Genomic DNA, 25,737 nt, shown 5'->3' on the forward strand with positions numbered 1-25,737 from the left:
ATCGAGCACCGCGACGAGCACGACCCCGACGGCCCGGTCACGGTCTACAACTTCCACGTCGCCACGCACCACAACTACTACGTCCTGGCCGGCGAGCTGCCCGTCCTCGTCCACAACTCCGCCGCCCACGCCGCGCGAGGCGTCCGCGGGATGCGGACCACCCCGATGCAGTACGCGAAGCCGGGCACCCTCACCTCCCGCGCCTACGACTACCAGCGGGCCCACACCGGGCTGATCGAGTTTCAGGTGTCGGGTGGCGGCAAGAGCGTCTGGGCCGACGGCATCGACGGCACCACGCTGGTCGACGCCAAGTACATCGAGAACGCCGCCAGCAGCCCGTACACGGGCACCGCACCGGACTTCATCAACGCCTCCACCGTCGACGAGATCAGCCGGTACGGTGCTGTGATCGGCGACCCGGCAACCTCGTTCACCGACCTGCGGATCATCGTGAACCACCCGGACGGGGCCGCGTACTTCTCGACGATGCTGTCGGACCTCGGCATCCCCGGGAGCGTGATCCTCTCGCCCTAGGCCACCGGCCCGAGGGACGACCCCGCACCGACCGACCCACCGACCGACCCGCGCCGGGCCGACAGCCCGGACCGTGCCACGACGAGGAGACGACGATGGCCGAGATGCTCGCCTACCTGGAGGACCGTTCGTCCTGGGAGGCGTCTCGTGAGTTCCTGACCACCCGCTTCGCGGAGATCCCCGGCATCGCCGCGACGTCGCTGCCGTCGGAGGGGTCGGAGATGCGCGACCTCGGGTGGACCTTCGAGCACGAGGACCGCCAGGTCGAGGTGTGGTTCGCCGCCGGCGGCTGGGGCGTCTCCGTGGACGGCAGCTCGCAGGCCGGAGTCGACGTCGCCGTCTGGTTCCGTTCGATCGTCCCCGCCGATGTCGCCGTCCGTGCGTCCGACTCGATGTACTCCTTCGACCTCGAGCTGACGCCGGGGGTCACGGCCGAGGAGCTCGGCGCCTGGTACGAGGAGAACGTCGGCGAGCTCTACTGACATCCCTGTCCCCGACCCAGGAGACCCGATCGGCCATGACGGACGACTCGCCCGCCCCCACCGTGCCCGCAGGTCCCGGCAGCCCCGGAGCGACGTCACGCTTCGGCGCGGGCTCGCCGTCCCTCGTGCTCGCCCTCGCCGCCGCCGACCGGGGCGCCGTCGGTCGTGCCCTCCGGGACGACCCGGTCCTGGTCCCGATCGTCCACCGCGAGGACGGGACCCCTCAGGTACGGGTCTTCCCCGCCCCCGACGGCTCGGCACGGCCCTACGCGCTGTGCCTCTTCTCCACCACCGACTCCCTCCAGCGGTACCTGGCCGACGACCCCGTGCGCGCCTTCAGCCTCCGCCGGCGGGACTCCCTGGTGCCGTTCCTGCACCGGCACGGCGCCGTGCTCGACCGGGTCGTCGTCGATCCCGGTGCCCCGCACGCGATGACCCTGGACGTGACCGACCTCACCGACGCGCTCGGCCACGGCGACAACGCCGACGCCGACGCCACCGGACTGGTCGACACCTCGGGTGCCGGCATCGGCATCGAGGGCCTGCACGCGATGGCCAGCGTGGACGAGCCCGGAGGCTCGCGCGGCATCGGCATCGAGCTCAACCTCCCGGACCACTGGGCGCTGATCGAGCTCGACGACGAGGCGCTGCGCGACCAGCAGATCCGCGCGATCGTCAAGCAGCAGGGCGCGGCCCTGGGCGACCGCGGGGCCGGGCTGCGGCGCGACCTGCGCGAACAGCTCACGGCGGTCGCGACCAAGGCTGCCGCCGCGGGTGGCCAGGTCATGGCCTACCTGGTGCTGCCGGGCAAGGACGCCGCGCTCGCGCTCAACCTCACGCTGTACTGGCACGACCTCGGCCCGGAGGCGGGCGGCGTCAGCCACCTCCAGCGCATCCACGACCGGCTGCACCCGCGGCTCGCGCCCGGCGAAGAGCTCACCACGACCGAGACGCTGTCCGGCCCGTTCCTGCGGCACGTCCGTGTGGCCACGGGGTCGGCCGAGCTCGGCGGCCAGGACGTGCCGCTCCTGCTCGTGGACTACTGGGCGCCCGCCCCCGGTGCGCAGGCCGTCGCTCGGCTCGCGTTCTCGACACCGCACGTCGAGATCCGCGACGCGATCCTCAGCCTCACCGACAAGGTCCTGTTCGCCACCGAGTGGCTCCTGAGCGCGCCCGGCCCCCTTCCCGGCGACGCGATCGACGCCACCGACGCGCCCGACGACGCGCCCGTCCCCGCCGGCCCCTGACGTGCCGACCCGGCACCGGACCGCGGCAACCACGCCTTCCATCATCAGAGGAGAACTCCCCATGGCCCCGAAGATCGCCACCACCACCCGCGTCACCCGCGACGAGCTGCTCGGTCTCCTGCGCGACCGCCACCAGGGCGTGCTCGTCACCACCCGGGGCGACGGGACGCCCCAGCTGAGCCCGGTGACGTTCGGCGTCGACGACGCCGGCCGCGTCGTCGTGTCCACCTACCCGGACCGGGCGAAGGCCGTGAACCTCCGGCGCCGCCCGCAGGCGTCTTTCCTCGCGCTCGGTGACGACTTCGACGACTCGTGGGTGCAGGTGGACGGCACGGCCGAGGTGATCGACGTCCCCGACTCGGTCGAGCCCCTCGTCGAGTACTACCGCGCGGCCGCGGGCAAGGAGCACCCCGACTGGGACGAGTACCGCGAGGCGATGCTGCGCCAGGGAAAGAGCGTGGTGCGGATCACGATCGAGCGCTGGGGCCCGGTCGCCACCGGCGGCTTCCCGGCCCGCCTCGTCGACGGGAAGTGAGCGCCGTGGCGGGCGAGCCGCGCCCCGCGTCCGACGGTCAGCCCGCCGTCACCCTGTGCGTCCTGCTCTGGGCCGCTGAGGGCGAGGCCGACCTGCTCACCTCCTACGAGTCGGAGGTCCTCGCCCTGGTCCCTCGGCACGGCGGGCGCGTCGTGTCCCGGGTGCGCGCCCTCGACGCGGGCGCGGCGGACGGCGGCCCCACCGAGGTCCAGGTGATCGAGATGCCGGACGACGCCGCGCTCTCCGCCTACATGGCGGACCCCGACCGCACGGCGCGGCTCGACGTCCGGGACCGGGCGATCGCGCGGACGCAGATCGTGCGGGTCGCTCCCCTGCCCTGAACCTGTCCACGAGGGGACCCGACCGCGTCGCGCACCCTCAGAACAGCGCCTCTTGCGAGACGGCGGGCACACCCGGTGCGGCGCGGTGCTCGACGGCCCGGTGCTCGACGATCGAGCCGGCCGGGTAGTCACCCTCGTCGTGCGGGCGCAGCTCGTCCTCGAACCGGCCGGTCGCTCCCGACCGCGCCCGATGGCCCGAGGACCCGAACCCGTGCTCCGCGAGCATCGGCTCGACCCGGTCCCACAGCCACTGCCGGTAGGCGTCCAGGGCATAGGTGCCGCGGGCGTAGACCCGTCCGTACCCCGCCACCACGCGAGGGTGCTCCCGCTCGAGCCACTGCAGGTACCACTCGCGCGTGCCCGGCTTGAGATGCAGCGGCATCACCGTGACGCCCGTGGCCCCGGCGTCCGCGACGGCGTCCAGCAGGCGACGCAGGTGGTCGCGGGAGTCCGTGAGCCACGGCAGCACCGGGGCCACCATCACACCGCACGGCAGCCCCGCCGCCCGCACGGCCCGGATCAGGTCGAGCCGCGCCCGCGGCGTCGGAGTCCCTGGCTCGACCGCCTGCTGCAGCTCCTCGTCGGCGAACGCGAGGGAGACGCCGAGCCCGACCTCGACCTTTTGCGCGGCGTCGGTGATGAGCGGCAGGTCACGACGCAGCAGCGTGCCCTTGGTGAGGATGGAGAACGGGGTCCCCGAGTCCGCGAGCGCCCTGATGATCCCGGGCATGAGGCGGTACCGGCCCTCGGCCCGCTGGTACGGGTCGGTGTTGGTGCCCAGCGCCACGGGTTCCCTCCGCCACGACGGGCGCGCCAGCTCCGTGCGCAGCACGGCGTCGACGTTCATCTTCACGACGACCTGCGAGTCGAAGTCCCGGCCCGCGTCCAGGTCGAGGTACTCGTGCGTGGGCCGGGCGAAGCAGTTGTGCGAGACGACGCCGTTCGCGATGAAGTCTCCGGTGCCAGTGGTGATGTCGACCATCTCCTGCTCGATGCCGAGGTCCTCGACGCTCAGCACCCTGAGGTCGCTGGAGGTCTTGACCGCGTCGCCGACGATGGTCAGCTTGCGCGTGATCGCGGGGCCGACGGCGTGGCAGAAGCGGCGACGGGCCGCGAGACCTCCGGTGACCCGTACGGTGGCGACGCCGTTCGCACGCGCTCGCTCCCGAACGTTCGGCACACCGAGGTCGTCCAGGTAGGCGCACGATCGAGCGAGGATCTCCTCGTCGCCGTTGGCGATGCGCAGGACGCCTCGCGAGCACGACACCTCGGCGTCGAAGATGCCTGCGAGGAACCCGCGCTTCCACTCGTCGGCAGGCTCGTCGGGCCACCTGATGATGCGGTTGATCGCCTCGTAGTCCGCACGACGGCCCGAGTAGATGCAGTCCAGGGCACGCCTCGTCGTCGTCGCCGGACTGAACGGCCGCCGCTTGAGCTCGATCCCCTCGAGAACGAGGTACTCGGCCGAGCGGTTCAGAGCTTCCGCGTCGGTCAGCGCGAGCCGGAAGTGCGTCACGCGCCGGGTTCGCCCGTCGGCCGTCGGATAGGCCTTGGCGAGGAGCATCCCGTCGCCGCGAATCATGCCGGTGAGGTAGCCGAGGCGGTACTCACGAGACTCGCCCGGCTCGGACCGCGCGGTCGTCGGCATGCCCAGGCCGAACCCCATCAGTGCGTTGTTCGTCGTCAGGTACGGACGCTGTGGCGCGCCCCGCCCCGGCCGCGCGACATGCTTCCACCCGCCCTCCCTCGTGAGGAAGCGATGGTCACCGCTCGCGACGATCTCCGTCCCGTCGGCCAACGTCACGCGGTACGCCCTCTTGACCACGCGCCACGCGGCAGCGACCGACGTCTCGGCATACCGCCGATATGCGCCGAGGATGACGGTACCCACGACCTTGTCGCCTACTCGGACGTCGCGAATCGGCTTCTGGCGGCCGTCGGCCATCAGGACGAGCGTGTCGGGGCTGGTGCAATAGCGGCAGGCATGACTGCAGCCGCGGTAGGGGTTGATCGTCCACCCGAAGGGCATGCGCGACGCGGCAGGCACCTTGGTGAGCGCGCTCTTCGCCATCACCTCGTGGAACACCAAGTCCCGGAACTCCGGTGTCCGGACGGTGCGCACGAGGCCGAGGCGTGCCAGGCTGGCCCGCTCCAGCCCGGGGAGCGCGCCGTCGTCCGCTGCGATCGCCTGTCCATCCCACCTCACCCCATCATTCGAACAGATGTTCGAGCCGGTGTCCAGCGCCCCGGTCGTCAGCCCTGAGCGCGTCGCACCGCCCGCCGCACGCGCTCGCGCCACGGCAGCGGCCGGTCGCGCACCTCGGCGAGGAGCACCTCCACGACGTCCAGGGCGGCGTCGGCCACCTGGCGCGGCCGTGGAGCGTCGGGGTCCGTCCAGTCCTCGGCCGGCGGCGGGGGCAAGAGGTCGTCCAGGTCTCCGTGCACCGTGACGCCGCGCTCGCGCAGCCACGCGACCCAGGCCGCGCTGCGCTCGGCCACCCACGGGTGGTCGTCCGGGCCGACGGTGATGCCGGGCGAGCGCCGCGGGGCGAGCGCGTCCCCGACGACGATCCCGTCGACCAGGGGCGACAGGTCGCCGCCGCGCTTCGCGTCCGCGCCCAGTCGCCGGTTGAGGCGGCGCAGCACCTGCGCCTCCGGCACCCCCACCGACGCGTTCGCACGGTCGGCCTCGCGGGGCGCCCAGGCCGGGTCGACGTCGAGGGCCGCCAGGAACCGGGGCCACAGCAGGTCCGCCGCGCCGCCCGGCGGGGGCGTGGTCACGACGTGCACCTGCGCGGCGGGCAGCCCGGCGCCCCAGGCCGTGAGCACGCGGATCGGGTCGAAGGCAGCCATGAACGCGGTCCGTCCCTCGCGGGCCGCGTCGAGGTAGGAGCGCAGGGTGGTGCGGGCGCCGAACTTGAGGGCTTCCTGCCAGCCGCTGGCGAGCTCGCGTGCGAGGTCGCGGGCCGTGAGCACGACGTGTATCTCCGCCCCGGTCGCGACGAGGTCCGCCATCGCGCGGGCGGCCTGCTCGTCGGTGGCCTTCGCGAGCACCTCGTGGCTGAGGACGACGTCGCCGCGCGTGCGGCGGACCCGACGCACGAGCCGGTCCCACGCGCCGTCCACCCGGCGCGGATCGACCCCGTGGTCGGTGCCGGTGACGTCGAGGGCCGCCCAGTAGTGCAGCCTCGGCTCACCGAGCAGCCCGGTCGGGTAGTGCACGTCGTGCCGACGCAGCTCGCGTCGGTTGGCGTGCAGCCGCGACTGCAGGTACGTCGTCCCGGACTTGGGTGCACCCACGTGCAGGAGGACTCGTGTCGGCATGTCCCCACGGTCCCACGCCGCGCTGGGTGCATCCCGACGGGCGGGTCACACCCGCGGGCGGCGGGACCCTCAGGCGGGCACCGGCCAGCGGAACGACAGCGAGGCGGCCGGCACCGGCCCGCGCTGGGCGACGTACCGCTTGAGGTCGCCCCGGAAGGCGACGCTCCCCGGAACCTGCAGCAGCGTCTGGGGGCGCACCTTCCAGCGCGGCAGGCCCAGGTCGCAGACCCCGGCGCCGTGCAGCACCTGGTACACGAACTCCGAGCAGAAGAACCGCCGGTCGTCCTCGGAGCCGCGGCCGAACAGCCCGCTCACGAGCCCCGGGGCGTTGTAGGTGTAGGTGTGGCTGTCGAGGAGGAACTCGGACACCTGTCCGCAGACGAGCTCCCGTTGCGCGGGGGTGACCGGCACCTCCAGCACGACGCCGGGCAGCTCTGGCATGTCGCGGTACAGGTCGTCGTCGAGCCGCTCACGCTTGAAGCACCCCACGAACGGGTTGGCTGCGCGCCGCCGTCCGAAGCTGAACATGAGCTCGAGGTCGGCGTCGAGCGCCAGGGCCGCGTGGGTGTACTCGTCCCGCGTCGCCAGGCGGATCGTCCGGGACAGGACGGTGCTGCTGCGGGACAGGACGACGTAGATGCTCACGAGCGTCACCGTAGCGGCACCTGAGGGCCGTCCGGCCAGGTCAGGCGCAGAATCAGGGTGATTTTCAGGGGAGCCTCAGGGTGGACGGGGGACAACCCCCGCAGGCAGCTCGCGATCAGTTCGCCCGCCCCCGGCGGTCCACCCCGCAGGGCCGGGGACCGCCCGGCCCGACAAGATCCTGAGGAGTGTGTCCCGTGTTCACCGTGCAGCGCGCGTTCAGCAGCTTTTCCGTCGACGACCTCGACGCGGCCGAGTCCTTCTACCGCGACGTCCTGCGGCTGGAGGCGCGGCGCACGCCGATGGGTCTCGAGCTCGACGTGACCGGTGGCACGCCCGTGTTCGTCTATCCCAAGGGTGACGCGCACGAGCCGGCCGCCCACACGGTCCTGAACCTCGTCGTGCCCGACGTGGCCGCCGCGGCGGCGGACCTGCAGGGGGCGGGGGTCGACCTCGTGCGCTATCCCGGCTTCGCGCAGGACGCCGACGGCGTGGTGCGCAGCGACGACCCGCGCCAGGGACCCACCATCGCGTGGTTCCGCGACCCCGCCGGCAACGTCGTGGCGCTCATCGAGGCCTGAGAGCGCTCAGCCCGCCGCCGCGGGGACGACGCGCGGGTGCACGTCCTCGGCCGGCGGCGCCCACGACCCGGCGTGGGCGTCCGCCTGCTCGCCCGAGCGGATGTCCTTGACCTGGCCCGCCAGCGCGTCGGCGACCGGCTCGCCCTCCGCACCCGGTCCGGCCGGGAACCAGACGAACGGGATGCCGCGACGGTCGGCGAACTTGATCTGCTTGCCGAACTTCGCCGCGGTGGGGGCGACGTCGGCCGGGATGCCGCGGGCACGCAGCGCCGTCGCCACGGCGTCGGACTGCGAGCGGTGCTCCTCGTCGCTCACCGCGACCAGCACCGCGGTGGGGACGCCTCGCGTCGCCGCGACCAGGCCAGCCGACAGCAGGCGCGAGACGAGGCGCGAGACGCCGATGGACAGGCCGACGCCCGGATAGGTGTTCTTGCCGTCCGAGGCGAGGGTGTCGTAGCGGCCGCCCGAGCAGATCGAACCGAGCTGCTCGTGGCCGACCAGGACGGTCTCGTAGACGGAACCCGTGTAGTAGTCCAGGCCGCGCGCGATCTTGAGGTCCGCCACGACGACGCCCGGCGCCCGGCGGGCGGCCGCCTCGATCAGGGCGGCGAGCTCGCCCAGCCCGGTCTCCAACAGCTCGGTGCCCGCCCCGTAGGAGGCCGCGAGCGCCCGGACGCGCTCGACCACCCCGACGTCCTCGCCCGCGATCGCGGCGAGCTCGAGGCACGCCTTCGCCTGCTCGGGAGTGGCCCCCTGCTCGGCCTGCAGGAGCTCGGCGACCGACTCCGGGCCGACCTTGTCGAGCTTGTCGACCTGGCGCAGCACGCCCTCGACGTCCTCGAGGCCCAGGCCGCGGTAGAAGCCCTCGGCGACCTTGCGGTTGTTCACCAGGATGCGGACCTCGGGGACGCCGACGTCGCGCAGCGCGCCGAGGGCCTCGGCCATGACCAGCGGCAGCTCGACCTCGTAGTGGTACGGCAGCTCGCCCGCACCGACGACGTCGATGTCGGCCTGGACGAACTCGCGGAAGCGCCCGTCCTGGGGGCGCTCGCCGCGCCACACCTTCTGGATCTGGTAGCGCTTGAAGGGGAACGCGAGGCGGCCTGCGTTCTCGAGCACGTAGCGCGCGAACGGGACCGTGAGGTCGAAGTGCAGGCCGAGCTGCTTCTCGGAGCGGTCCGCGACCCCCTCGGCGCCGGCCTCGTCCTGCAGCCGCCGCAGCACGTAGACCTCCTTCGAGGTCTCTCCCTTGCGCAGCAGCTGGTCGAGGGGCTCCACCGCGCGGGTCTCGATGCCGGCGAACCCGTGCAGCTCGAAGGTGCGGCGCAGGGTGTCGAGCACGTGCTGCTCCACGACGCGACCGTCGGGGAGCCATTCGGGGAAGCCGGAGAGGGGGGTGGGGCGTGCCATGGTGCACATCTTCCCAGACGGCGAGGTCCCGTGGTGCGGCCGTCCGCAGGCCACGGACGCCGGCGAGCGCGTCAGCGCAGGTACGGGTTGGTCGCCAGCTCGTGGCCGACCGTCGTCGTGGGACCGTGGCCGGGCACGACGTCGAGCGTGGGGTCGAGGCGTCCGACGACGTCGCGCAGCGTGCGCGCCATGATCGCGGGATCGCCGCCGGGCAGGTCGGTGCGGCCCACCCCGCCCGGGAACAGCACGTCGCCCGCGAGGACGACGCCGGGGGCCACGAACAACGTCGAGCCCTCGGTGTGCCCCGGCGCGTGCAGCGCCCGCAGGCGGACCCCGCCCGCCACAACGTCGACGTTCGAGCCGTCGAACGGCTCCACCGCCGCCGGCACCCGGTAGTCGTCGGCCTGCCTCCCGGTGCCGGCGAGCGCCTGCGCGAGCGCGCCGCTCACGCCCGGGTCGGAGCCGTCGACGCCGAGCGTGCCGAACGGGTCGGTGAGCCGGTAGGCGTCGGCGGAGTGCAGGCGTAGCGGCACGTCGTAGCGTGCGCACAGCGCTGCCGCGTCCCAGGTGTGGTCCACGTGACCGTGGGTGGCGAGGACGGCGCGCGGCGTCAGCCCGCGCTCGGTGACCAGCCGCTCGACTTCCGGGGCGGTGCCGGCCCCGGCGTCGACGACCACGCAGTCGGCGTCGCGGCCGGTGGGGCCGGCGACCACCACGCAGCAGTTGGTCGCGAAGACCGGGGCGACGACGAGAAGGATCCGCACGGCGCCCACGCTAGCGGGCACCCGACGACCGCCGTCGGCCCTGCGGGTGTGACCTGCGTCCCGGCCTCTAGACTGTCCCCCGCGCGCGGAAGTTCCCGTGCGGCGACGGGACGACCGAGGAGGTTCCCCAGGGTGGCGGCCACCAAGCGCGAGCGGGAGTACGCCCGCAAGCGGCAGGAGAAGTGGGAGCAGCGGCAGGTGCAGGTGCAGGCACGCGCCCGCCGGCAGCGGACGTTCGCGATCGTGGCGATCGTGGCCGTCCTCGCGCTGGTCGGCGGCGGCTTCGTCGTCGCGAACCTCGGCAGTGCGGCCGGCCCCGCGGCCTCCCCCACGCCGCAGGCGGCAGGCGACTGCCCCGCCGCGTCGACCGACGCCCGCTCGGGCGGCGACCTGCCGGCCCCCGCGGCCGCCGAGGACCGCACGTGGACCGCGACGCTCGACCTGTGCGCGAACGGCACCGAGTCGCCGGTCGCCCTCGAGCTGGACGGCGCCGCCGCACCGCAGGCCGTCGCGAGCTTCGTGTCCCTGGCGAAGCGCGGGTACTACGACGACACCCCGTGCCACCGGCTCACCACCGCGGGCATCTACGTGCTGCAGTGCGGCGACCCCACGGGGACCGGTACGGGCGGCCCCGGCTACTCGTACGGCCCCATCGAGAACGCGCCGGCGGACAACGTGTACCCCGCCGGGACCGTGGCCATGGCGCGCAGCGGCGGCGACGGCGAGTCGATGGGCTCGCAGTTCTTCGTCGTGTACAAGGATTCGACCATCCCGTCCGACACCGCGGGCGGGTACACGGTGCTCGGCACCGTCACGTCCGGCCTGGACGCCGTCCAGGCAGTCGCTGACGCGGGTGAGACGAACGGGACCGGCGACGGCCCGCCCGTGCACCCCGTCATCATCGAAGGAGTGGAGACCCAGTGAGCGAGAGCACCCCCGGCTCGACCGGCCCCGAGGACACCCCGGCCGGCACCGAGGAGACGGCCGAGACTCCATCGCAGACGACCCCGGACGAGGCGACCCCGCCGACGCCGGCCGCCGACGAGCAGCCCGCCGAGGCGCAGACGGCCGAGGCAGAGGTCGCGGAGGCCACAGAGGCCGAGACCGCCGCACCGGACCCCGAGGCCTCGGACGCGACGCCCGAGGCCCCCGTCTCGGCGCCCGCTCCCGAGCCCGCGACCGAGCCGGCTCCCAGCCCGGAGACCACCGGGTCGGCGCCCGAGGCCTCCGCCCCGGCCTCCGCCCCGGCCGCGGCTGCTGACGCGGCTGCGGACGCGCCGTCGGCGCCGAAGCCCTCGGCCGTGCCGAAGCCGTCCCGGCTCGCGGGCGCTCCGAAGCCGTCCGCGCTGCGCCGGCCCGGCGCCCCGACGCCCGCGAACGTCCCGGCGGCCGAGGCGACCACGCCCGCGGCGCCCGTCGCGCCGCCCGCGCACGACGCCGCCCAGGCGGCTGCGGCCGAGGCGTTCGGCCGTGTGGACGAGGACGGCACCGTCTACGTGCGGGAGGCCGCCGGCGAGCGTCAGGTCGGGCAGTTCCCCGGCGTGGGCGCCTCCGAGGCCATGAGCCTGTACGTGCGCCGGTACCTCGACCTCGACGCCAAGGTCGCGCTGTTCGAGACGCGCCTGGACAGCGCCGACCTGTCGGTGCGCGAGATCGACCAGACCCTCGCGAAGCTGGCCGAGGAGACCGGCGAGCCTGCCGCCGTCGGCGACCTGGACGCCCTGCGCGCCCGCGTCGAGGGCCTCAAGGGCCGTGCGGCGGAGCGTCGTGCCGCGCTCGAGCAGGAGCGTGCGGCCGCGAAGGCGGAGGCGGTCGCGGCACGGACCACGATCGTCGAGTCGGCCGAGAAGATCGCCGGCACCGACCCCGCGAAGATGCAGTGGCGTCCCGCGGGCGAAGAGCTGCGCGCGCTCCTGGACCAGTGGAAGGACGCGCAGCGCAACGGCCCGCGCATCGACCGTCCGACCGAAGAGGCCCTCTGGAAGCGGTTCAGCCACGCCCGCACGGCGTTCGACCGCGAGCGGCGGCACTTCTTCGCCGACCTCGAGCAGCGCAACAGCACGGCCAAGGCCGAGAAGGAGAAGCTCGTCGCCGAGGCGGAGGCCCTGCAGAGCCACACCGACTGGGGCGCCACCGCGGCGGCCTACCGCGACCTCATGACGCGCTGGAAGGCCGCCGGCCGCGCCAGCCGCAAGGACGACGACGCCCTGTGGGCCCGGTTCCGGGCCGCGCAGGACGCCTTCTTCGGCGCCCGCGACGCGGAGAACGCGGCGATCGACGCCGAGTACGCGCAGAACCTCCAGGTCAAGGAGGCGCTGCTCGTCGAGGCGGAGGCGCTGCTGCCGGTGTCCGACCTGGCTGCGGCCAAGGCGGCGCTGCGAGACCTGCAGGAGCGCTGGGAGGACGCCGGCAAGGTTCCTCGCGGTGACGTGCAGCGCGTCGAGGGGCGGATGCGGGCCGTGGAGACCGCGGTCCGCAACGCCGAGCAGGCACGCTGGGACCGCACCAACCCCGAGACCCGTGCCCGGGCCGAAGGCGCGGCGGCGCAGCTCGAGGCTGCGATCGAGGGGCTCGAGCGTGACCTCGCGAAGGCGCGCGAGTCCGGCGACGCCCGCCGGATCGAGGACGCCGAGGCAGCCCTCGCCGCGCGCCGGGCATGGCTCGAGCAGGTGGTCCGCGCGGCCGAGGAGACCCGCGGCTGACGCTGCGCGCCGCGGCCGTCCACAGGCCGCCCGCGACGGGGCCCGCGACCGGATACCTTCCGGTCGTGGGCCCCTTCGCCGTCCTGTCCCCTGTCCCCCGCTCGGCCACCGCGTCCGCGCCTCCCTCGGGCCCGGGCACCAGACGCGACGCCAGACGACCGGACGGCACCCGCCGCCTGGGATCCCTGCTCGCACCGCCCGGCCGTGCCGCACGGTCCCTGGTGCGTCCGCACGACGTCGGTGGGCGCGCGGCGTGGGACGTCCTGGTGCGCGACGGCGCCCTAGAGGTGCTCCGCGGTGACGCCGCCGTACCGGCGGGGACGCCGGTGACGCCGTCCCTGCGGGCGGCCGTGCTGGCGGCCGAGCTGCCGACCGGCGGCGTGCTCGCCGGTCGCAGCGCGGCCTGGGTGCACGCCGGGCGCCCCCTGGCGGCGCAGGCGGCGGGATGTCTTGACGTCACGTACCCCGCAGGCGGCCACCGACCCGAGATCTGGGGCGCCGGTCTCGTGTGGCAGGCCCCGCTGCTGCGCGGCGACACCGTCGACCTGCGCGTCGACCTGCGCGTCGACCTGGGTCTCGACCCGGGGGTCGACCCGGGAGTCGTGCCGGGTCCTGAGCCGGGCCGCGCGTGCGTGACGGCCCCGCTCCGGACGGTGGTGGACATCGCCCTCCATGTCCCTGGTGACGAGGCGGCCGCCGACCTGGCGCGCACGCTCGCCGCGGCGTGCGGGCTCGACCTGCACGACGCCGCCCGGCTGCTGGAGCGGCGGGCCCGTGTCGTCGGGCGGCCCCGGGCCCGGCGGGTGCTCGCCCGCGCCCGGTCGGGCGGGCACACGGTCGGCCCCGACCCGTCCCTCCGTGCGCCGGCCGCCCCGCTGGCCTAGGTTGAGGCGCATGGCCTCCGCCGCACCCGCCGTCGAGCTCGACGCCGCCGGACGCGCCGTGCGCGTCTCCAGCCCCGACCGCGTCGTCTTCCCCGAGCTGCCGGACCGTCCCGGGATCACGAAGCGCGAGCTCGTCGAGTACTTCTTGTCCGTCGGCGACGGCATCCTGGGTGCCCTGCTGCACCGACCCACGACGTTGGAGCGCTGGCCCAAGGGGTGGTGGCCCGAGGCGGTGATGGCCACGCGGGCCGACAACCGCGGCGACGCCTTCTACCAGAAGCGCCTCCCGCAGGGGGCGCCGGACTGGGTGGAGACGGCCACGATCGCCTTCCCGAGCGGGCGGACGGCGGACGAGGTGGCCCCGACGGAGCTCGCCGTCGTCGCCTGGGCGGCGAACCTCGGCACCCTCACCTTCCATCCGTGGCCGGTGCGCCGGGAGGACGTCGAGGCGGTCGACCAGCTGCGCATCGACCTCGACCCCCAGCCGGGGACCTCGTTCGAGGACGCCGCCGCCGTGGCCCCGCACCTGCGCGACCTCCTCGGCGAGCTCGGGCTCACCGGGTACCCGAAGACGTCGGGAGGACGCGGGTTGCACGTCTTCGTGCCGCTGGAACCGCGCTGGTCGTTCCAGCAGGCGCGACGCGCCACGATCGCCGTCGGTCGCGAGCTGGAGCGCCGCATGCCCGACCAGGTCACCACGAAGTGGTGGAAGGAGGAGCGCGGCGTCAAGATCTTCGTCGACTACAACCAGATGGCCCGCGACCGGACCATCGCGTCGGCGTACTCGGTGCGCGCGAACAAGCGCGCCACCGTCTCGACGCCTCTGGAGTGGGACGAGGTCGGCCAGGTCCACCCGGACGACTTCGACGTGACGACCGTGCCCGCACGCTTCGCCGAGCGAGGTGACCTCTTCGCCGCCCTGCGCGCCGACCGTGACCCGGCGCTGGACTGCTCGCTCGACGCCGCGCTCGATCTGGCACGCCGCGACGAGGAGGAGCACGGCCTCGGCGACCTGCCCTATCCCCCGGAGTACCCGAAGATGCCGGGCGAGCCGAAGCGGGTGCAGCCGAGCCGGGACACCGACCGCAAGCGCGCCTGAGCGGGCGCAGCCGTCACGGGCGCGTGTAGCTGAGGAAGACCGAGCCGTCGCCGAGCGGTCGGCAGTCGGCGCGGACGAGGGACGTCTGCATGCCGCCCGGCAGCAGGCTCAGACCGGAACCGGCGACGTACGGGACCACCCGCACGGTCAGCTCGTCGACCAGGCCTGCTCGCAGCGCCCCGGCCGCCGTCGTCGGCCCGGAGATCTCCACGACGCCGTCGGTGGCCGCCACGATCTGTGCGAGCCGCTCGGGGGTCAGGCGTGGTTCGAGCGTCGTGCGCGGCGCGTCGACGGTGCCCAGGCTGTCGGAGCAGACGATCTTGTCGATGCCCCGCCAGATCTCGGCGAACTCGTCCTCCGCCTCGCCCTGGCCGGGCGGCCACGTGTCCCACACGCGCATCGTCTCGAACATGTTCCGCCCCACGACGAACGTCCGCACGTCCCGCACCTGGTCGTTGATGAACGCGTGCACCTCCTCGTCGGGTGCGCCCCAGTCGAACCGGCCGTCGCCGTCGGCGACGTAGCCGTCCAGCGAGCAGCTCATCAGCCCGTACCTCAGAGTCCCCATGTCTGCCTCCCGGTGTCTCGCGGTCGTTACCGTCTCTCAGACGCCGTTGACCGCCGCGACTCATCGGCGCGGTCGGTGCGCCGTCACGTCCTGGGGCGAGCGGTGCCGGGGGCACCCGGCAGGAGGCTCGCCAGGTCGTAGCCGACCGGCTCCTCCAGCTGGGCGTACGTGCAGGAGGTGGGCTCGCGGTCGGGCCGCCAGCGCTTGAACTGCGCGGTGTGGCGGAACCGGCTGCCTTCCATGTGGTCGTACCCGACCTCCAGCACGCGTTCCACGCGCAGCGGGGTGAAGGAGAGGTCCTTGCCGGCGCTCCACCGTGACTGCGCGCCGGGGCGTCGCTCCCCCGCGCTGCCGTCGGCGACCGCCGGGTCCTGCCAGTCGGCCCACGGGTGCTGGGCGGCGGCCTCGCTGCCGGGCTCGACGACGAGGGGCGCGAGCTCGGCGTGCAGCGCGGCACGGCGCGCCGCGGGGAACGACGCGGCGACGCCGATGAACTGGAGGCTCTCGGGGTCCCCCTCCTCGCCGTAGAGACCCAGCAGCAGCGAACCGATCAGGGGCTTCTCGGCGGTCGACGTCTTGTGCAGCCGGTAGCCCGCCAGGACGACGTCGGCCGTGCGGGCGTGCTTGATCTTCAGCAGAGCACGCTTGTTCGGCTGGTACGGCTCGTCGAGCCGTTTCGCGACGACGCCGTCCAGCCCGGCACCCTCGAACGTCGCGAACCAGTCGCGTGCGACGGCGGCGTCCTGCGTGCGGGGCGTGGCGTGCACCTGGGGGCCGTCGAGGCCGAGACCGTCCAGGACCGCGAGCCGTTCGCGCAGCGGCCGGCCGCTCAGGTCCTCGTCGTCCAGGGCGAGGACGTCGAAGACGACGAGGCTCGCCGGGGTCTCGGTGGCGAGGAGCCGCACCCGCGACTCGGCCGGGTGGATGCGCTGGCCGAGGGCGTCGAAGTCGAGGTGCGCGGCGGTCCCGTCGGTGCCGTCCCCCGGCCGGGCGACGACGATCTCACCGTCGACCACGCACCGCTCCGGCAGTGCTGCGCGCACGGCCTCCACGACGTCCGGGAAGTAGCGCTGCATCGGGCGGGCGTTGCGGGAGTCGATCCGCACGTCGTCGCCGTCGCGGAACACGAGGGCGCGGAAGCCGTCCCACTTCGGCTCGTAGACCCATCCGGCGCCGTCCTCGGTCTGGTCCGGCACGTCCGGCACCGACTTGGCGAGCATGGGCAGCACCGGCGGCTCGAGCGGCAGCGTCATGCCCCGACGTTACCGCCGACACCGCAAGAAGGCTGGTGATCGGCAACTCGCGGGAAGCACCCTGCGCTAGACGCACTCGACCCCTGCAGTGATCACAGGTTCGCCAAGACCGCGAGCACGATGCAGCACGCAGACGATCCCACCAGCAGAGCGACACCCGCCACTTTCACGCGTCGCTGCCAGCGCCGAAACGGCGTGCTCTGGATGCGAGACGCGAGCACGATCTCTTCATGCACCCCGTCGCCCGGGGTAAAAGGCGGTCTCATCGATCCTCCGTCACGACATCAGGCAGGCGCTATCGGGCTTGACTGAGAGGTGCTCGACGGAGGTCATCCGACAGTCAGTCACCCGAACACGAGCAACTCTGCCAGACGGCGGGCGCGTACCTAGGAGGAATGTCGGCACGTATTTCAGTGTCGAATTGCAGCAGCAAAGAGGTCGATATCACCAGTCACCGAACGACCCGCGACCGCTGTCGCGCTCAGCTGTTCGCCGAATCCTGCGCCTGATGCACCTCGGCCGCCTTCGTCCCCGTGATGCGGTAGACGTCGAACACGCCGTCCACCTTGCGCACCGCGGTGAGCACCTGCTGGAGGTGCCCGGGCTCGGCCATCTCGAAGACGAACTTCGACAGCGCGATCCGGTCGGTCGAGGTGGTGACGGTGGCCGACAGGATGTTGACGTGGTAGTCCGACAGCACCTTCGTGACGTCGGAGAGCAGCCGGGAGCGATCGAGCGCCTCGACCTGGATCTGCACCAGGAACATCGTGTTGGCGCCGGTCGTCCAGCTCACGTCGACCATGCGCTCCGGCTGGGCCTTCGTCAGCTGCTCGGCGTTGGCGCAGTCCGCACGGTGCACGCTCACGCCCGCGCCGCGGGTCACGAAGCCGACGATGGCGTCCCCCGGCACCGGGGTGCAGCACTTGGCCAGCTTCACCCAGATGTCGTCGACGCCCTTGACCACCACGCCGGGGTCGCCCGTCCGGCCGCGCCGTGTGGGCCGCCCGGGGCGCGCGACCTCGGCCGCGTCCTCCTCGGTACCCTCCTCGCCGCCCAAGGACTTGACCAGCATGTCCACGACGTGCGGCGCCGAGGCGTGCCCCTCACCGACGGCCGCGTACAGGGCGGACACGTCGGCGTAGCGCATGTCGTTCGCCAGACCCACGAGCGCCTCGTGGCTGAGGAGACGCTGGATCGGCAGGTTCTGCTTGCGCATCGCCTTCGTGATGGCGTCCTTGCCCTGCTCGATCGCCTCCTCGCGCCGCTCCTTGGTGAACCACTGGCGGATCTTGTTGCGGGCGCGCGCCGACTTCACGAAGGCGAGCCAGTCGCGCGACGGCCCGGCGGACTCCGCCTTGGAGGTGAGGATGTCGACCGTGTCGCCGTTCTGCAGCGTCGAGTCGAGCGGGACGAGCCGGCCGTTGACACGCGCGCCCATCGTGCGGTGCCCGACCTCGGTGTGCACCGAGTAGGCGAAGTCGACGGGCGTGGCGTCGGCGGGCAACGCCATCACCTCGCCCTTCGGCGTGAAGACGTACACCTCCGCGCCACCGATCTCGTAGCGCAAGGAGTCGAGGAACTCGCTCGGGTCCGCGGTCTCGCGCTGCCAGTCCACGAGCTGGCGCAGCCACGCCATGTCGTTGGCGCGCGGGTCGTCGGTCGCGCCGGTCTTGACCCCGGCCGCCATCTGCTTGTACTTCCAGTGCGCCGCGACGCCGTACTCCGCGCGGCGGTGCATGTCGTGCGTGCGGATCTGGATCTCGACCGGCTTGCCGCCCGGGCCCACGACCGTCGTGTGCAGCGACTGGTACAGGTTGAACTTCGGCATCGCGATGTAGTCCTTGAAGCGGCCCGGGACCGGGTTCCAGCGCGCGTGGAGCGCGCCGAGCACCGCGTAGCAGTCCCGCACCGTGTCCACGAGGACGCGCGTGCCGACGAGGTCGTAGATCTCCGCGAAGTCGTGCCCGCGCACGATCATCTTCTGGTAGATCGAGTAGTAGTGCTTGGGCCGCCCCGTGACGGTGGCCTTGATCTTCGCGCTGCGCAGGTCGGCGGAGATCTGCTCGCGCACGACCGACAGGTACTCCTCGCGAGCGGGGGCGCGCTCGGCCACCAGGTGCACGATCTCGTCGTACACCTTCGGGTAGAGGGTCTGGAAGGACAGGTCCTCCAGCTCCCACTTGATGGTGTTCATGCCCAGCCGGTGGGCCAGGGGCGCGTAGATCTCCAGCGTCTCGCGCGCCTTGCGCTGTGCCGACGAGCCGGAGACGTACTTCCACGTCCGGGCGTTGTGCAGCCGGTCGGCGAGCTTGATGACCAGCACGCGGATGTCCTTGGCCATCGCCACGACCATCTTGCGCACGGTCTCGGCCTGGGCGGCGTCGCCGTACTTCACCTTGTCCAGCTTGGTGACGCCGTCGACGAGCATGGCGATCTCCTCGCCGTACTCGCGTGTCAGCTCGTCGAGACCGTAGTCGGTGTCCTCGACCGTGTCGTGCAGCAGCGCGGCCGCGAGGGTCGCGCCGTCGAAACCGAGCTCGGCGAGGATCGTCGCCACGGCGACCGGGTGCGTGATGTACGGGTCGCCAGACTTGCGCTCCTGGCCCCGGTGACACCGCTCAGCCGTCGCGTAGGCACGCTCCAGCACGGACAGGTCCGACTTCGGGTGGTTGGTCCGCACGGCCTGGAGCACCGGCTCCAGGGCGGGCGTGGTGGGCGGGGCACCGCGTACGCCGAGCCGCACCAGGCGGTTGCGCACGCGCAGCCCCGAGCCCGCGCCGCGGTTCGAGGAGGCGCCGCTCTGCGACGCCGACCCCTGTGGCGCGGCAGCGGCGCGCGCGACCTTCGTCTCGTCGCTCATCTGCGCCTCCTTCCGCAACCACCGCGGGGTTACCGACGGCCGGGACGGCAAGTCTACGACTCCACGCGCAGCAGAGCCTCGACCGTCCGGCCCGGCAGCCGGTCGCGTCCTCCCAGGCCGGCGAGCTCGAGCAGGAACGCGAGGGCGACCACCTGACCGCCCGAGCGCTCCACCAGCTCGGCGGCCGCGCGCGCCGTGCCGCCGGTGGCGAGCACGTCGTCGACGAGAAGAACACGCGCACCCGTCTCGAGTGTTCCCGTGCGCAGCTCGATGGACGCCGAGCCGTACTCGAGCTCGTACGACACGCGCTCCACCGGCGGCGGCAGCTTGCCCGCCTTGCGCAGCGGCAGGAAGCCCACGCCGAGACGTGTCGCGAGCGGCGCCCCCAGCAGGAAGCCACGCGCCTCCATGCCCGCGACGACGTCGACGCCGCCGTCCGCGTCGACCAGGTGCGCGAACGCCTCCACGACGTCCGCCAGCGCCCGGCCGTCCGCGAGCAACGGGGTGATGTCCCGGAACACCACGGGCGGGTGCGGGTAGTCGGGCACGTCCCGGATCAGCGCGCGGATCTCCGCGGCGCGTCCCGAGCCCAGCCCCCGCAGCCCGTCGAGCACGATGTCGTCGGGCCGGCCTGCGCCGGTCGCGGAATCCGTCATCCTGGCCTTCCCCCGCCTCAGCGCGCGCGCTTGCGGCGCGGCTGGGCCTGGTTGCCCTGGTGCTGCCCCGGCACGAGCTGGGCCGAGCCGGTCGTGTAGGCATCGACCTCGGCCTCGTGGCCGCCCTCGGCGACCAGGCCGGCTCGGGCCTCGAGCACCGCCTTCGTGTGCGCGGCGATGCGCGGCTCGCGCTCACGCAGCGCGACGTCGAGCGGGGTGGCGAGGAACAGCGACGACGCCGCGCCGACGGCGATGCCGACGAACAGGGACAGCGACAGGTCGCGCAGCGTGCCCGCACCCAGCAGGAACGCGCCGACGAACAGGATGCTCGCCACGGGCAGCAGGGCCACGACGGACGTGTTGATCGACCGGACCAGCGTCTGGTTGACCGCAAGGTTCGCGCGCTCGGCGTAGGTGCTCCGGGTCTGCGTGAGCACGTCGGCCGTGTTCTCGCGGACCTTGTCGAAGACGACCATCTTGTCGTACAGCGAGAAGCCGAGGATCGTCAGGAAGCCGATGATCGTGGACGGCGTGACCTCCCAGCCGATCGCCGCGTAGACGCCGGCCGAGATGAGCAGGTCGCCGAGCATCGCCACGATCGCCGCCACGGACATCCGCCAGGCGCGGAAGTACACGGCCATGAACAGGGCGGCCGCCAGGACGAAGACGACCGTGCCCCACAGGGCACGCGTCGAGACGCCCGCCCCCCAGGTCGGGCCGACGAAGGACGTCGTGACCGCCGACTCGTCGACGTCGTAGGCCGACGCGAGATCGGTGACGATCTGCGACTCCTGCTCGGTCGTCACCTCCTCGGTCTGCACGCGGACCGACGAGCCGCCCACGATCGCGACGCGGGGCTCCTCGTCCGGCAGCACCTGGTGCACCACGTCGATCGCGATCTGCTGCTCGGTCGACGAGGCGTCGTTCACCGTGAACTCGGTGCCGCCCCGGAAGTCGATGCCCAGGGTGAGCCCCTTGATGAGGATCACGGCGATCGAGGCGATCGCGAGCACGCCGGCGACCGTGAACCAGCGTGCCCGGCGCTGGACGATCGGGTACGACCGGCGACCCGTGTAGAGGTCGTTGCCCCACTGGGCGAAGTTCATGCCGGCCATCAGCGGCTCTCCTCATTCGTTCCGGACGAGTTCTCGCCGGTCGCCGTGGGCGACGTGCCGTCATCTGGTCCCGCGTCGTCCCCGGGATCCGACTCCTGGGCCGCCGCGCGCCGCTCGGCGGCGCGGCGTTCCGCGATCGTCAGGCGGCGCCCGGAGGCGTCCGTCGCCGGAGCGGAAGCCTGCCGCGCTCCGCTGTGCACGGGCTCCGGCGTGGTGGCCGCCGCAGGCGCCCCCGTCTCCGCCGGGATCGGCGCGTCCGCGGGAGCCTTGGCCGTCGGGACGTCGCCGGCCACGGCCGGCTGCGCCGCGCGGACCTTGCCGGCGCCCACGTACCGCGGGCCGGAGCCGGCGCGCAGCCGCTCGGGCGACAGGCCCGACCAGAGGTGACCGTCCCGGAAGAACGGGATCTTGGTGATGACCTCCATCATCGGGTGCGTGAACCAGAAGACGACCGCGACGTCGATGATCGTCGTCAGACCCAGCGTGAACGCGAAGCCCTGCACGCCGCCGACGGCGAGGAAGTACAGGATGACGGCCGAGATGAGGTTGACGGCCTTCGCCGCGAGCACCGTGCGCCGCGCACGGGACCAGCCGCGCTGGACGGCGTAGGCCAGAGTTCTCCCGTCACGCAGCTCGTCGCGGATGCGTTCGAAGTACACGATGAACGAGTCCGCGGTGAAGCCGATCGCCACGATCAGGCCCGCGACGCCCGCGAGGGAGAGTCGATAACCCATCCCCCACGAGAGCAGCGCGATCGACAGGTAGGTGATCACACCGGCGACGACGAGCGACGCCACCGTGAGCAGTCCCAGCGTCCGGTACTGCAGCAGCGAGTACACGACGACGAGCGCGAGGCCGATGAGGCCCGCGATGAGGCCGTTGCGCAGCTGCTCGGAGCCGAGGGTCGCGGAGATGACCTCCTGGCTCTCCACCGTGTACTGCACCGGCAGGGCGCCGAAGCTGAGCTGGTTGGCGAGGGTCGCCGCGGAGTCGCGCGTGAAGCTTCCCGAGATCTGCGCCCGCCCGTCCGTGATCGCGTTGCTCACCGACGGGGCCGAGACGACCAGGCCGTCGAGCACGATCGCGAACTGGTTGCGCGGCTGCTCGAGGCCCGAGAGACGCGTGGTGGTCTCGCGGAACTCCTTGGTGCCCTCGGAGTCGAAGTTGAGGAAGACGCCCCACTCGTTGGTGGTGGTGCCGTTCGGGCCCGGGACCAGACCGGAGCTGGCCGACGAGATGTGGACGCCGTCCACCTCCATCGGGCCGAGGATGTACTTGACTGTGCCGTCCTCGCCACAGGTCACCAGGGGCTTGTCGGGGTCGTCCCCGCCGCCGCCCTTGAGGTTGTCCGGGTCGGTGCAGTCGAGCTTCTCGAACTGCGACTGGATCTCCGGCGTGATCTGCGCGAGGTCGCTCGGGTCGGACGCGGCGGTGTCGCCCTCGGCCGGCGTCGACGACGGCGAGGGGTCCGAAGACGCACCGTCGGCCGCCTTGGCGGTCGCCGTCGCGGTCGGGGTGGCCGTCGGGTCGGTGTCCGCCGCGAGGTCCGCGGGCAGCGTGACCGCCGCACCGGCGCCCTTGCCGCTCGGGGTCGTGTCCGTGCTCTCGTCAGCGGTCGCGTCGTCCTTGGTGGCGCCGTCCTTGGCAGCGTCGTCGGACGTCGCGCCGTCCTTGGCCGCGTCCTCGCTCGGCGAGGCGGACGGCTCCGGCGTCGGCGTCCCGGCGGCGTAGGTCAGCACCGGGCGGAAGCGCATCTGGGCGGGCTGCGAGATCAGGTCGATGGTCTCCTGCGACACCTCGCCGGGGATGCCGACGACGATGTTCTGAGACCCCTGCGCGGTGATCTCCGCCTCGGAGACGCCCGAGGAGTCGATGCGCTGCCGGATGACGTTGATCGACTCGTCGATCGTCTCCGACGTGACCTCGGACCCGTCGGTGGTGTTCGCCGAGAGGATCAGCTGCGTGCCGCCCTGCAGGTCGAGCGCCAGGCCCGGCGCGAAGCTCGCACCGTCCGGGTTGGTGTCGGACTTGGCGTCCCAGAAGACGCCGGCCCCGAGCGCGAGGAACGGCAGGACGATCGTCAGGATCGTGAAGACCACGAGGGTGCGCGCCGGACGCGACCGCTTCGTGCGTGAGTTCGCCAACTTCTGTCTCTTCCCGTCTGCGCGCCGCCGGGAAGCCGGCGCGTGAGGGCGCCGGCCGGGATCACCCCGACCGGCGCGTCGTCAGGCCGCCGGGCGCGAGCGCCCGCCGTCCCATGTCGCTGTTGCTGTCACTTCGTGCTGCCGCCGGCCTCGCCCTCGTCACGACGCTGGCGCTCCCGGTACTCCCGCTGCGCGGTGTCCAGGCTCGACAGGTCGTCGGGGACGTCGATGTGACCGTCGCCGGAGGTGATCGTACCGGTCGCGGCGGAGTCGGTTGTGACGTCGGTCTCGGCCGCCTCGTCGGCGGTCTCCTCGACCGGCGCGTCGACGCGCTTCGCGATCGCGGCACGGAGCCAGCGGGTCTGCATGCCCGGGGTCGACTCGATGGTGACGGTGTCGTTCGCCTCGTCGATCTCCACCACCGTGCCGAAGAGGCCGGACCCGGTCATGACCTCCTGGCCCGGCGCGAGCTGCGACCGGAACTCCTGCTGCGCACGCTGCTGCTTCCGCGACCGCGAGCTCATGAAGAACATGAGGCCGGCGAGGACCACGAAGAGAATGATGATGGAGAAGTCCACGGAGCGTCCTTGTCTGTCGCTGCCCGGCGGTCGCTGCTCGACAGCGGGCGTCGAGGCGCGCCGGTCGGCGCGCCGGGCACAGGTCCAGGTCTGCCCATGAACCTGTGCGTACGGGCCCCAACGAGCACGGCACCCGTCGAGTTCCGGCCCGGACCGTCGGCGGCCGGGCACCACCAGTCTAGGTGCTCTGCTCGCCGCTCCCGGCGGCGTCGTCGAACAGCGTGCCCCCCAGCGGGGCGCCCCACGCCCCGGGCGGGGGCTCGAGGCCGAGGTGCTCCCACGCGGCCGGGGTGGCGACGCGGCCGCGCGGGGTACGACCCAGCAGCCCTTCGCGCACCAGGTAGGGCTCGGCGACGGTCTCGACCGTGTCCGGCTCCTCGCCGACGGTCATCGCCAGGGTGCCCAGGCCGACCGGCCCGCCGCCGAACCGGCGGCACACGGCGTCCAGCACGGAGCGGTCGAGGCGGTCGAGCCCGATCGGGTCGACCTCGTACACCTCGAGGGCGGCTCGCGCGGCCCGCAGGTCCAGGAGGCCGTCACCGCGCACCTGCGCCCAGTCGCGGACGCGGCGCAGCAGCCGGTTCGCGATGCGGGGGGTGCCGCGTGACCGGCCGGCGATCTCGTGCGCGGCCGCGTGCTGCAGGTCGACGCCGAGCAGCCCGGCCGAGCGCAGGATGACGCGCTCCAGCTCCGCGGCGTCGTAGAAGTCGAGGTGTCCGGTGAAACCGAACCGGTCGCGCAGCGGCGCGGGCAGCAGGCCGGAGCGCGTGGTGGCTCCCACCACCGTGAACGGCGGCAGCGCGAGCGGGATGGCGCTGGCGCCGGCGCCCTTGCCGACGACGACGTCGACACGGAAGTCCTCCATCGCCACGTACAGCAGCTCCTCCGCAGGGCGCGCGAGGCGGTGGATCTCGTCGATGAAGAGGACCTCACCCTCCTCGAGCGAGGAGAGGACGGCCGCCAGGTCGCCCGCGTGCTGGATCGCCGGGCCGCTGGTGACGCGCAGCGACGTACCGAGCTCCGCCGCGATGATCATGGCCAGCGTGGTCTTGCCCAGCCCGGGCGGCCCGGACAGCAGCACGTGGTCGGGGGCGGCTCCGCGCGCCAGGGCCGCCTGGAGCACCAGGGAGAGCTGGTCGCGCACGACGCGCTGACCGACGAACTCGTCGAGCTTCTTGGGGCGCAGGGCCGCCTCGGCCGCCCGCTCGACGTCGTCGGCCGAGGACGTGACGAGGCGCTCTCCCCCGTACTCCGGCTCCGAGGGGTCAGCCACGTCGTCCGCCGAGGGAGCGAAGGGCCGCCCGCAGCGTGGCCGCGACGTCCAGCGGGCCGTCGTCGGCGCGGTCCGCGAGGACGCGCTCGACCGTGTCCTGGGCGACCTTCGCCGCCCAGCCCAGGCCGACCAGCGCGTCGACCACCTGGTCGCGCGCGGGGTCTCCGCTCGCGACGGGCGCCTCGTCCTGGACGACGTCGCCGGGTCCGGCCGCGGCCGGGGCGCCGAGCTTGCCCGACAGCTCCAGCACGAGGCGCTGCGCGCTCTTGGGCCCGACGCCGGGCACCCGGCGCAGCGCGGCGAGGTCCTCGGTCGCGACGGCGCGCCGCAGGGCGTCGGGGGTGAGCACGGCGAGCATCGCCAGGGCGATGCGCGGGCCGACCCCGGACACCGACTGCGCCGTCTCGAACACCTCGCGCTCGTCCGCCTCCGCGAACCCGAACACCGTCATCGAGTCCTCCCGGACGACGAGCGTGGTGTGCAGCTGCGCGCGCTCCCCCACCCGTAGTCCGGCGAGGGTGCCCGGGGTGGCGTGGACGAGGTACCCGACCCCGCCCACGTCGAGCACGGCCCGCTCCAGCGTCACGTGCGTGACTGTGCCGGTCAGGGAGGCGATCACCGAGGTCCTTCCATCGAGCTGGCCGTGCGTCGAACACCCGTACGAGGCGTCACTGTAACAACCGGGCCCGACACTCCGGGCGGCGACACGGGCAGGACCGCGCGTCCTCCCCGGGCGGGGCCGTCG

At 73.2% G+C, this 25,737-nt stretch carries 24 protein-coding genes; 10 read left to right on the forward strand and 14 right to left on the reverse strand.

Annotation, left to right across the window (positions count from 1 at the left end; all coding sequences use genetic code 11):
• From ACWGKI_RS10190 to ACWGKI_RS10210, 5 genes are all read left to right on the forward strand, one after another.
• A partial coding sequence (locus ACWGKI_RS10190) for a hypothetical protein (protein WP_452186692.1) occupies positions 1-534 on the forward strand: 534 nt, incomplete at its 5' end.
• Positions 535-629: 95 nt separating this feature from the next.
• On the forward strand, positions 630-1,016 hold the full coding sequence (locus ACWGKI_RS10195) for a hypothetical protein (protein WP_380242122.1): 387 nt from the start codon (positions 630-632) through the stop codon (positions 1,014-1,016).
• A 35-nt stretch (positions 1,017-1,051) separates the two neighbouring features.
• Positions 1,052-2,263, forward strand: coding sequence for an SseB family protein (locus ACWGKI_RS10200; protein ID WP_452186694.1), 1,212 nt, complete (start codon positions 1,052-1,054; stop codon positions 2,261-2,263).
• 61 nt (positions 2,264-2,324) lie between these two features.
• Complete coding sequence (locus tag ACWGKI_RS10205) at positions 2,325-2,798, forward strand: PPOX class F420-dependent oxidoreductase (protein WP_380242118.1); 474 nt, start codon at positions 2,325-2,327, stop codon at positions 2,796-2,798.
• A 5-nt stretch (positions 2,799-2,803) separates the two neighbouring features.
• Positions 2,804-3,139: a hypothetical protein gene (locus ACWGKI_RS10210; RefSeq protein WP_452186696.1), complete on the forward strand. Its 336-nt coding sequence runs from the start codon at positions 2,804-2,806 to the stop codon at positions 3,137-3,139.
• 37 nt (positions 3,140-3,176) lie between these two features.
• Here the strand turns inward: ACWGKI_RS10210 and ACWGKI_RS10215 are convergent, their stop codons facing one another.
• From ACWGKI_RS10215 to ACWGKI_RS10225, 3 genes are all read right to left on the reverse strand, one after another.
• Complete coding sequence (locus ACWGKI_RS10215; RefSeq protein WP_452186698.1) at positions 3,177-5,345, reverse strand: intein-containing Rv2578c family radical SAM protein; 2,169 nt, start codon at positions 5,343-5,345, stop codon at positions 3,177-3,179.
• A 47-nt stretch (positions 5,346-5,392) separates the two neighbouring features.
• Positions 5,393-6,463: a hypothetical protein gene (locus ACWGKI_RS10220; protein WP_452186700.1), complete on the reverse strand. Its 1,071-nt coding sequence runs from the start codon at positions 6,461-6,463 to the stop codon at positions 5,393-5,395.
• A 69-nt stretch (positions 6,464-6,532) separates the two neighbouring features.
• Entirely contained in the window at positions 6,533-7,108 is a 576-nt protein-coding gene (locus ACWGKI_RS10225; protein WP_380242108.1) for a hypothetical protein, read from the reverse strand.
• Positions 7,109-7,302: 194 nt separating this feature from the next.
• Here ACWGKI_RS10225 and ACWGKI_RS10230 point away from each other — a divergent pair, with 194 nt between their 5' ends.
• Positions 7,303-7,686: a VOC family protein gene (locus ACWGKI_RS10230; RefSeq protein ID WP_452186702.1), complete on the forward strand. Its 384-nt coding sequence runs from the start codon at positions 7,303-7,305 to the stop codon at positions 7,684-7,686.
• Positions 7,687-7,692: 6 nt separating this feature from the next.
• Here ACWGKI_RS10230 and hisS read toward each other — a convergent pair whose 3' ends face one another.
• Both hisS and ACWGKI_RS10240 read right to left on the reverse strand, forming a co-directional pair.
• Positions 7,693-9,096, reverse strand: coding sequence for a histidine--tRNA ligase (hisS, locus tag ACWGKI_RS10235; protein WP_452186704.1), 1,404 nt, complete (start codon positions 9,094-9,096; stop codon positions 7,693-7,695).
• A gap of 71 nt (positions 9,097-9,167) precedes the next feature.
• Complete coding sequence (locus ACWGKI_RS10240; protein ID WP_452186706.1) at positions 9,168-9,860, reverse strand: MBL fold metallo-hydrolase; 693 nt, start codon at positions 9,858-9,860, stop codon at positions 9,168-9,170.
• Positions 9,861-9,992: 132 nt separating this feature from the next.
• Between ACWGKI_RS10240 and ACWGKI_RS10245 the strand changes: the two genes are divergently transcribed.
• The 4 genes from ACWGKI_RS10245 (at position 9,993) to ligD (ending at position 14,545) form a co-directional block, all read left to right on the forward strand.
• Entirely contained in the window at positions 9,993-10,784 is a 792-nt protein-coding gene (locus ACWGKI_RS10245) for a peptidylprolyl isomerase (RefSeq protein WP_452186708.1), read from the forward strand.
• Positions 10,781-12,562 (forward strand): DUF349 domain-containing protein, encoded by a 1,782-nt coding sequence (locus tag ACWGKI_RS10250; protein WP_380242098.1) that lies wholly within the window; start codon positions 10,781-10,783, stop codon positions 12,560-12,562. Before ACWGKI_RS10245 ends, ACWGKI_RS10250 begins: the two co-directional genes overlap by 4 nt.
• Positions 12,563-12,783: 221 nt before the next feature.
• Entirely contained in the window at positions 12,784-13,446 is a 663-nt protein-coding gene (locus tag ACWGKI_RS10255) for a hypothetical protein (protein WP_380242096.1), read from the forward strand.
• A gap of 10 nt (positions 13,447-13,456) precedes the next feature.
• On the forward strand, positions 13,457-14,545 hold the full coding sequence (gene ligD / locus ACWGKI_RS10260; RefSeq protein ID WP_380242094.1) for a non-homologous end-joining DNA ligase: 1,089 nt from the start codon (positions 13,457-13,459) through the stop codon (positions 14,543-14,545).
• Between the two features lie 13 nt (positions 14,546-14,558).
• Here the strand turns inward: ligD and ACWGKI_RS10265 are convergent, their stop codons facing one another.
• The 9 genes from ACWGKI_RS10265 to ruvA form a co-directional block, all read right to left on the reverse strand.
• Positions 14,559-15,113 carry a dihydrofolate reductase family protein gene (locus ACWGKI_RS10265; protein WP_380242092.1) on the reverse strand — a complete coding sequence of 185 codons (555 nt, stop codon included), beginning with the start codon at positions 15,111-15,113 and terminating at the stop codon, positions 14,559-14,561.
• An 83-nt stretch (positions 15,114-15,196) separates the two neighbouring features.
• Positions 15,197-16,366, reverse strand: a complete 1,170-nt coding sequence (locus ACWGKI_RS10270; RefSeq protein ID WP_380242090.1) for an ATP-dependent DNA ligase — start codon at positions 16,364-16,366, stop codon at positions 15,197-15,199.
• Between the two features lie 481 nt (positions 16,367-16,847).
• Positions 16,848-19,226 (reverse strand): RelA/SpoT family protein, encoded by a 2,379-nt coding sequence (locus ACWGKI_RS10275; RefSeq protein WP_380242087.1) that lies wholly within the window; start codon positions 19,224-19,226, stop codon positions 16,848-16,850.
• Between the two features lie 53 nt (positions 19,227-19,279).
• Positions 19,280-19,882 (reverse strand): adenine phosphoribosyltransferase, encoded by a 603-nt coding sequence (locus tag ACWGKI_RS10280; RefSeq protein WP_380242085.1) that lies wholly within the window; start codon positions 19,880-19,882, stop codon positions 19,280-19,282.
• A 17-nt stretch (positions 19,883-19,899) separates the two neighbouring features.
• Positions 19,900-20,997, reverse strand: a complete 1,098-nt coding sequence (gene secF / locus ACWGKI_RS10285) for a protein translocase subunit SecF (RefSeq protein ID WP_380242084.1) — start codon at positions 20,995-20,997, stop codon at positions 19,900-19,902.
• Positions 20,997-23,141, reverse strand: coding sequence for a protein translocase subunit SecD (gene secD, locus ACWGKI_RS10290; protein WP_452186712.1), 2,145 nt, complete (start codon positions 23,139-23,141; stop codon positions 20,997-20,999). Before secD ends, secF begins: the two co-directional genes overlap by 1 nt.
• 128 nt (positions 23,142-23,269) lie before the next feature.
• Positions 23,270-23,719, reverse strand: coding sequence for a preprotein translocase subunit YajC (gene yajC, locus ACWGKI_RS10295; RefSeq protein ID WP_380242079.1), 450 nt, complete (start codon positions 23,717-23,719; stop codon positions 23,270-23,272).
• A gap of 178 nt (positions 23,720-23,897) precedes the next feature.
• Entirely contained in the window at positions 23,898-24,992 is a 1,095-nt protein-coding gene (gene ruvB, locus ACWGKI_RS10300; RefSeq protein WP_452186715.1) for a Holliday junction branch migration DNA helicase RuvB, read from the reverse strand.
• Positions 24,985-25,611, reverse strand: a complete 627-nt coding sequence (ruvA, locus tag ACWGKI_RS10305) for a Holliday junction branch migration protein RuvA (protein WP_380242074.1) — start codon at positions 25,609-25,611, stop codon at positions 24,985-24,987. The genes ruvB and ruvA overlap by 8 nt, the downstream gene beginning before the upstream one ends.
• Between the last annotated feature and the right edge of the window lie 126 nt (positions 25,612-25,737).

The sequence above is a fragment of the Isoptericola sp. NPDC055881 genome, assembly GCF_053615895.1.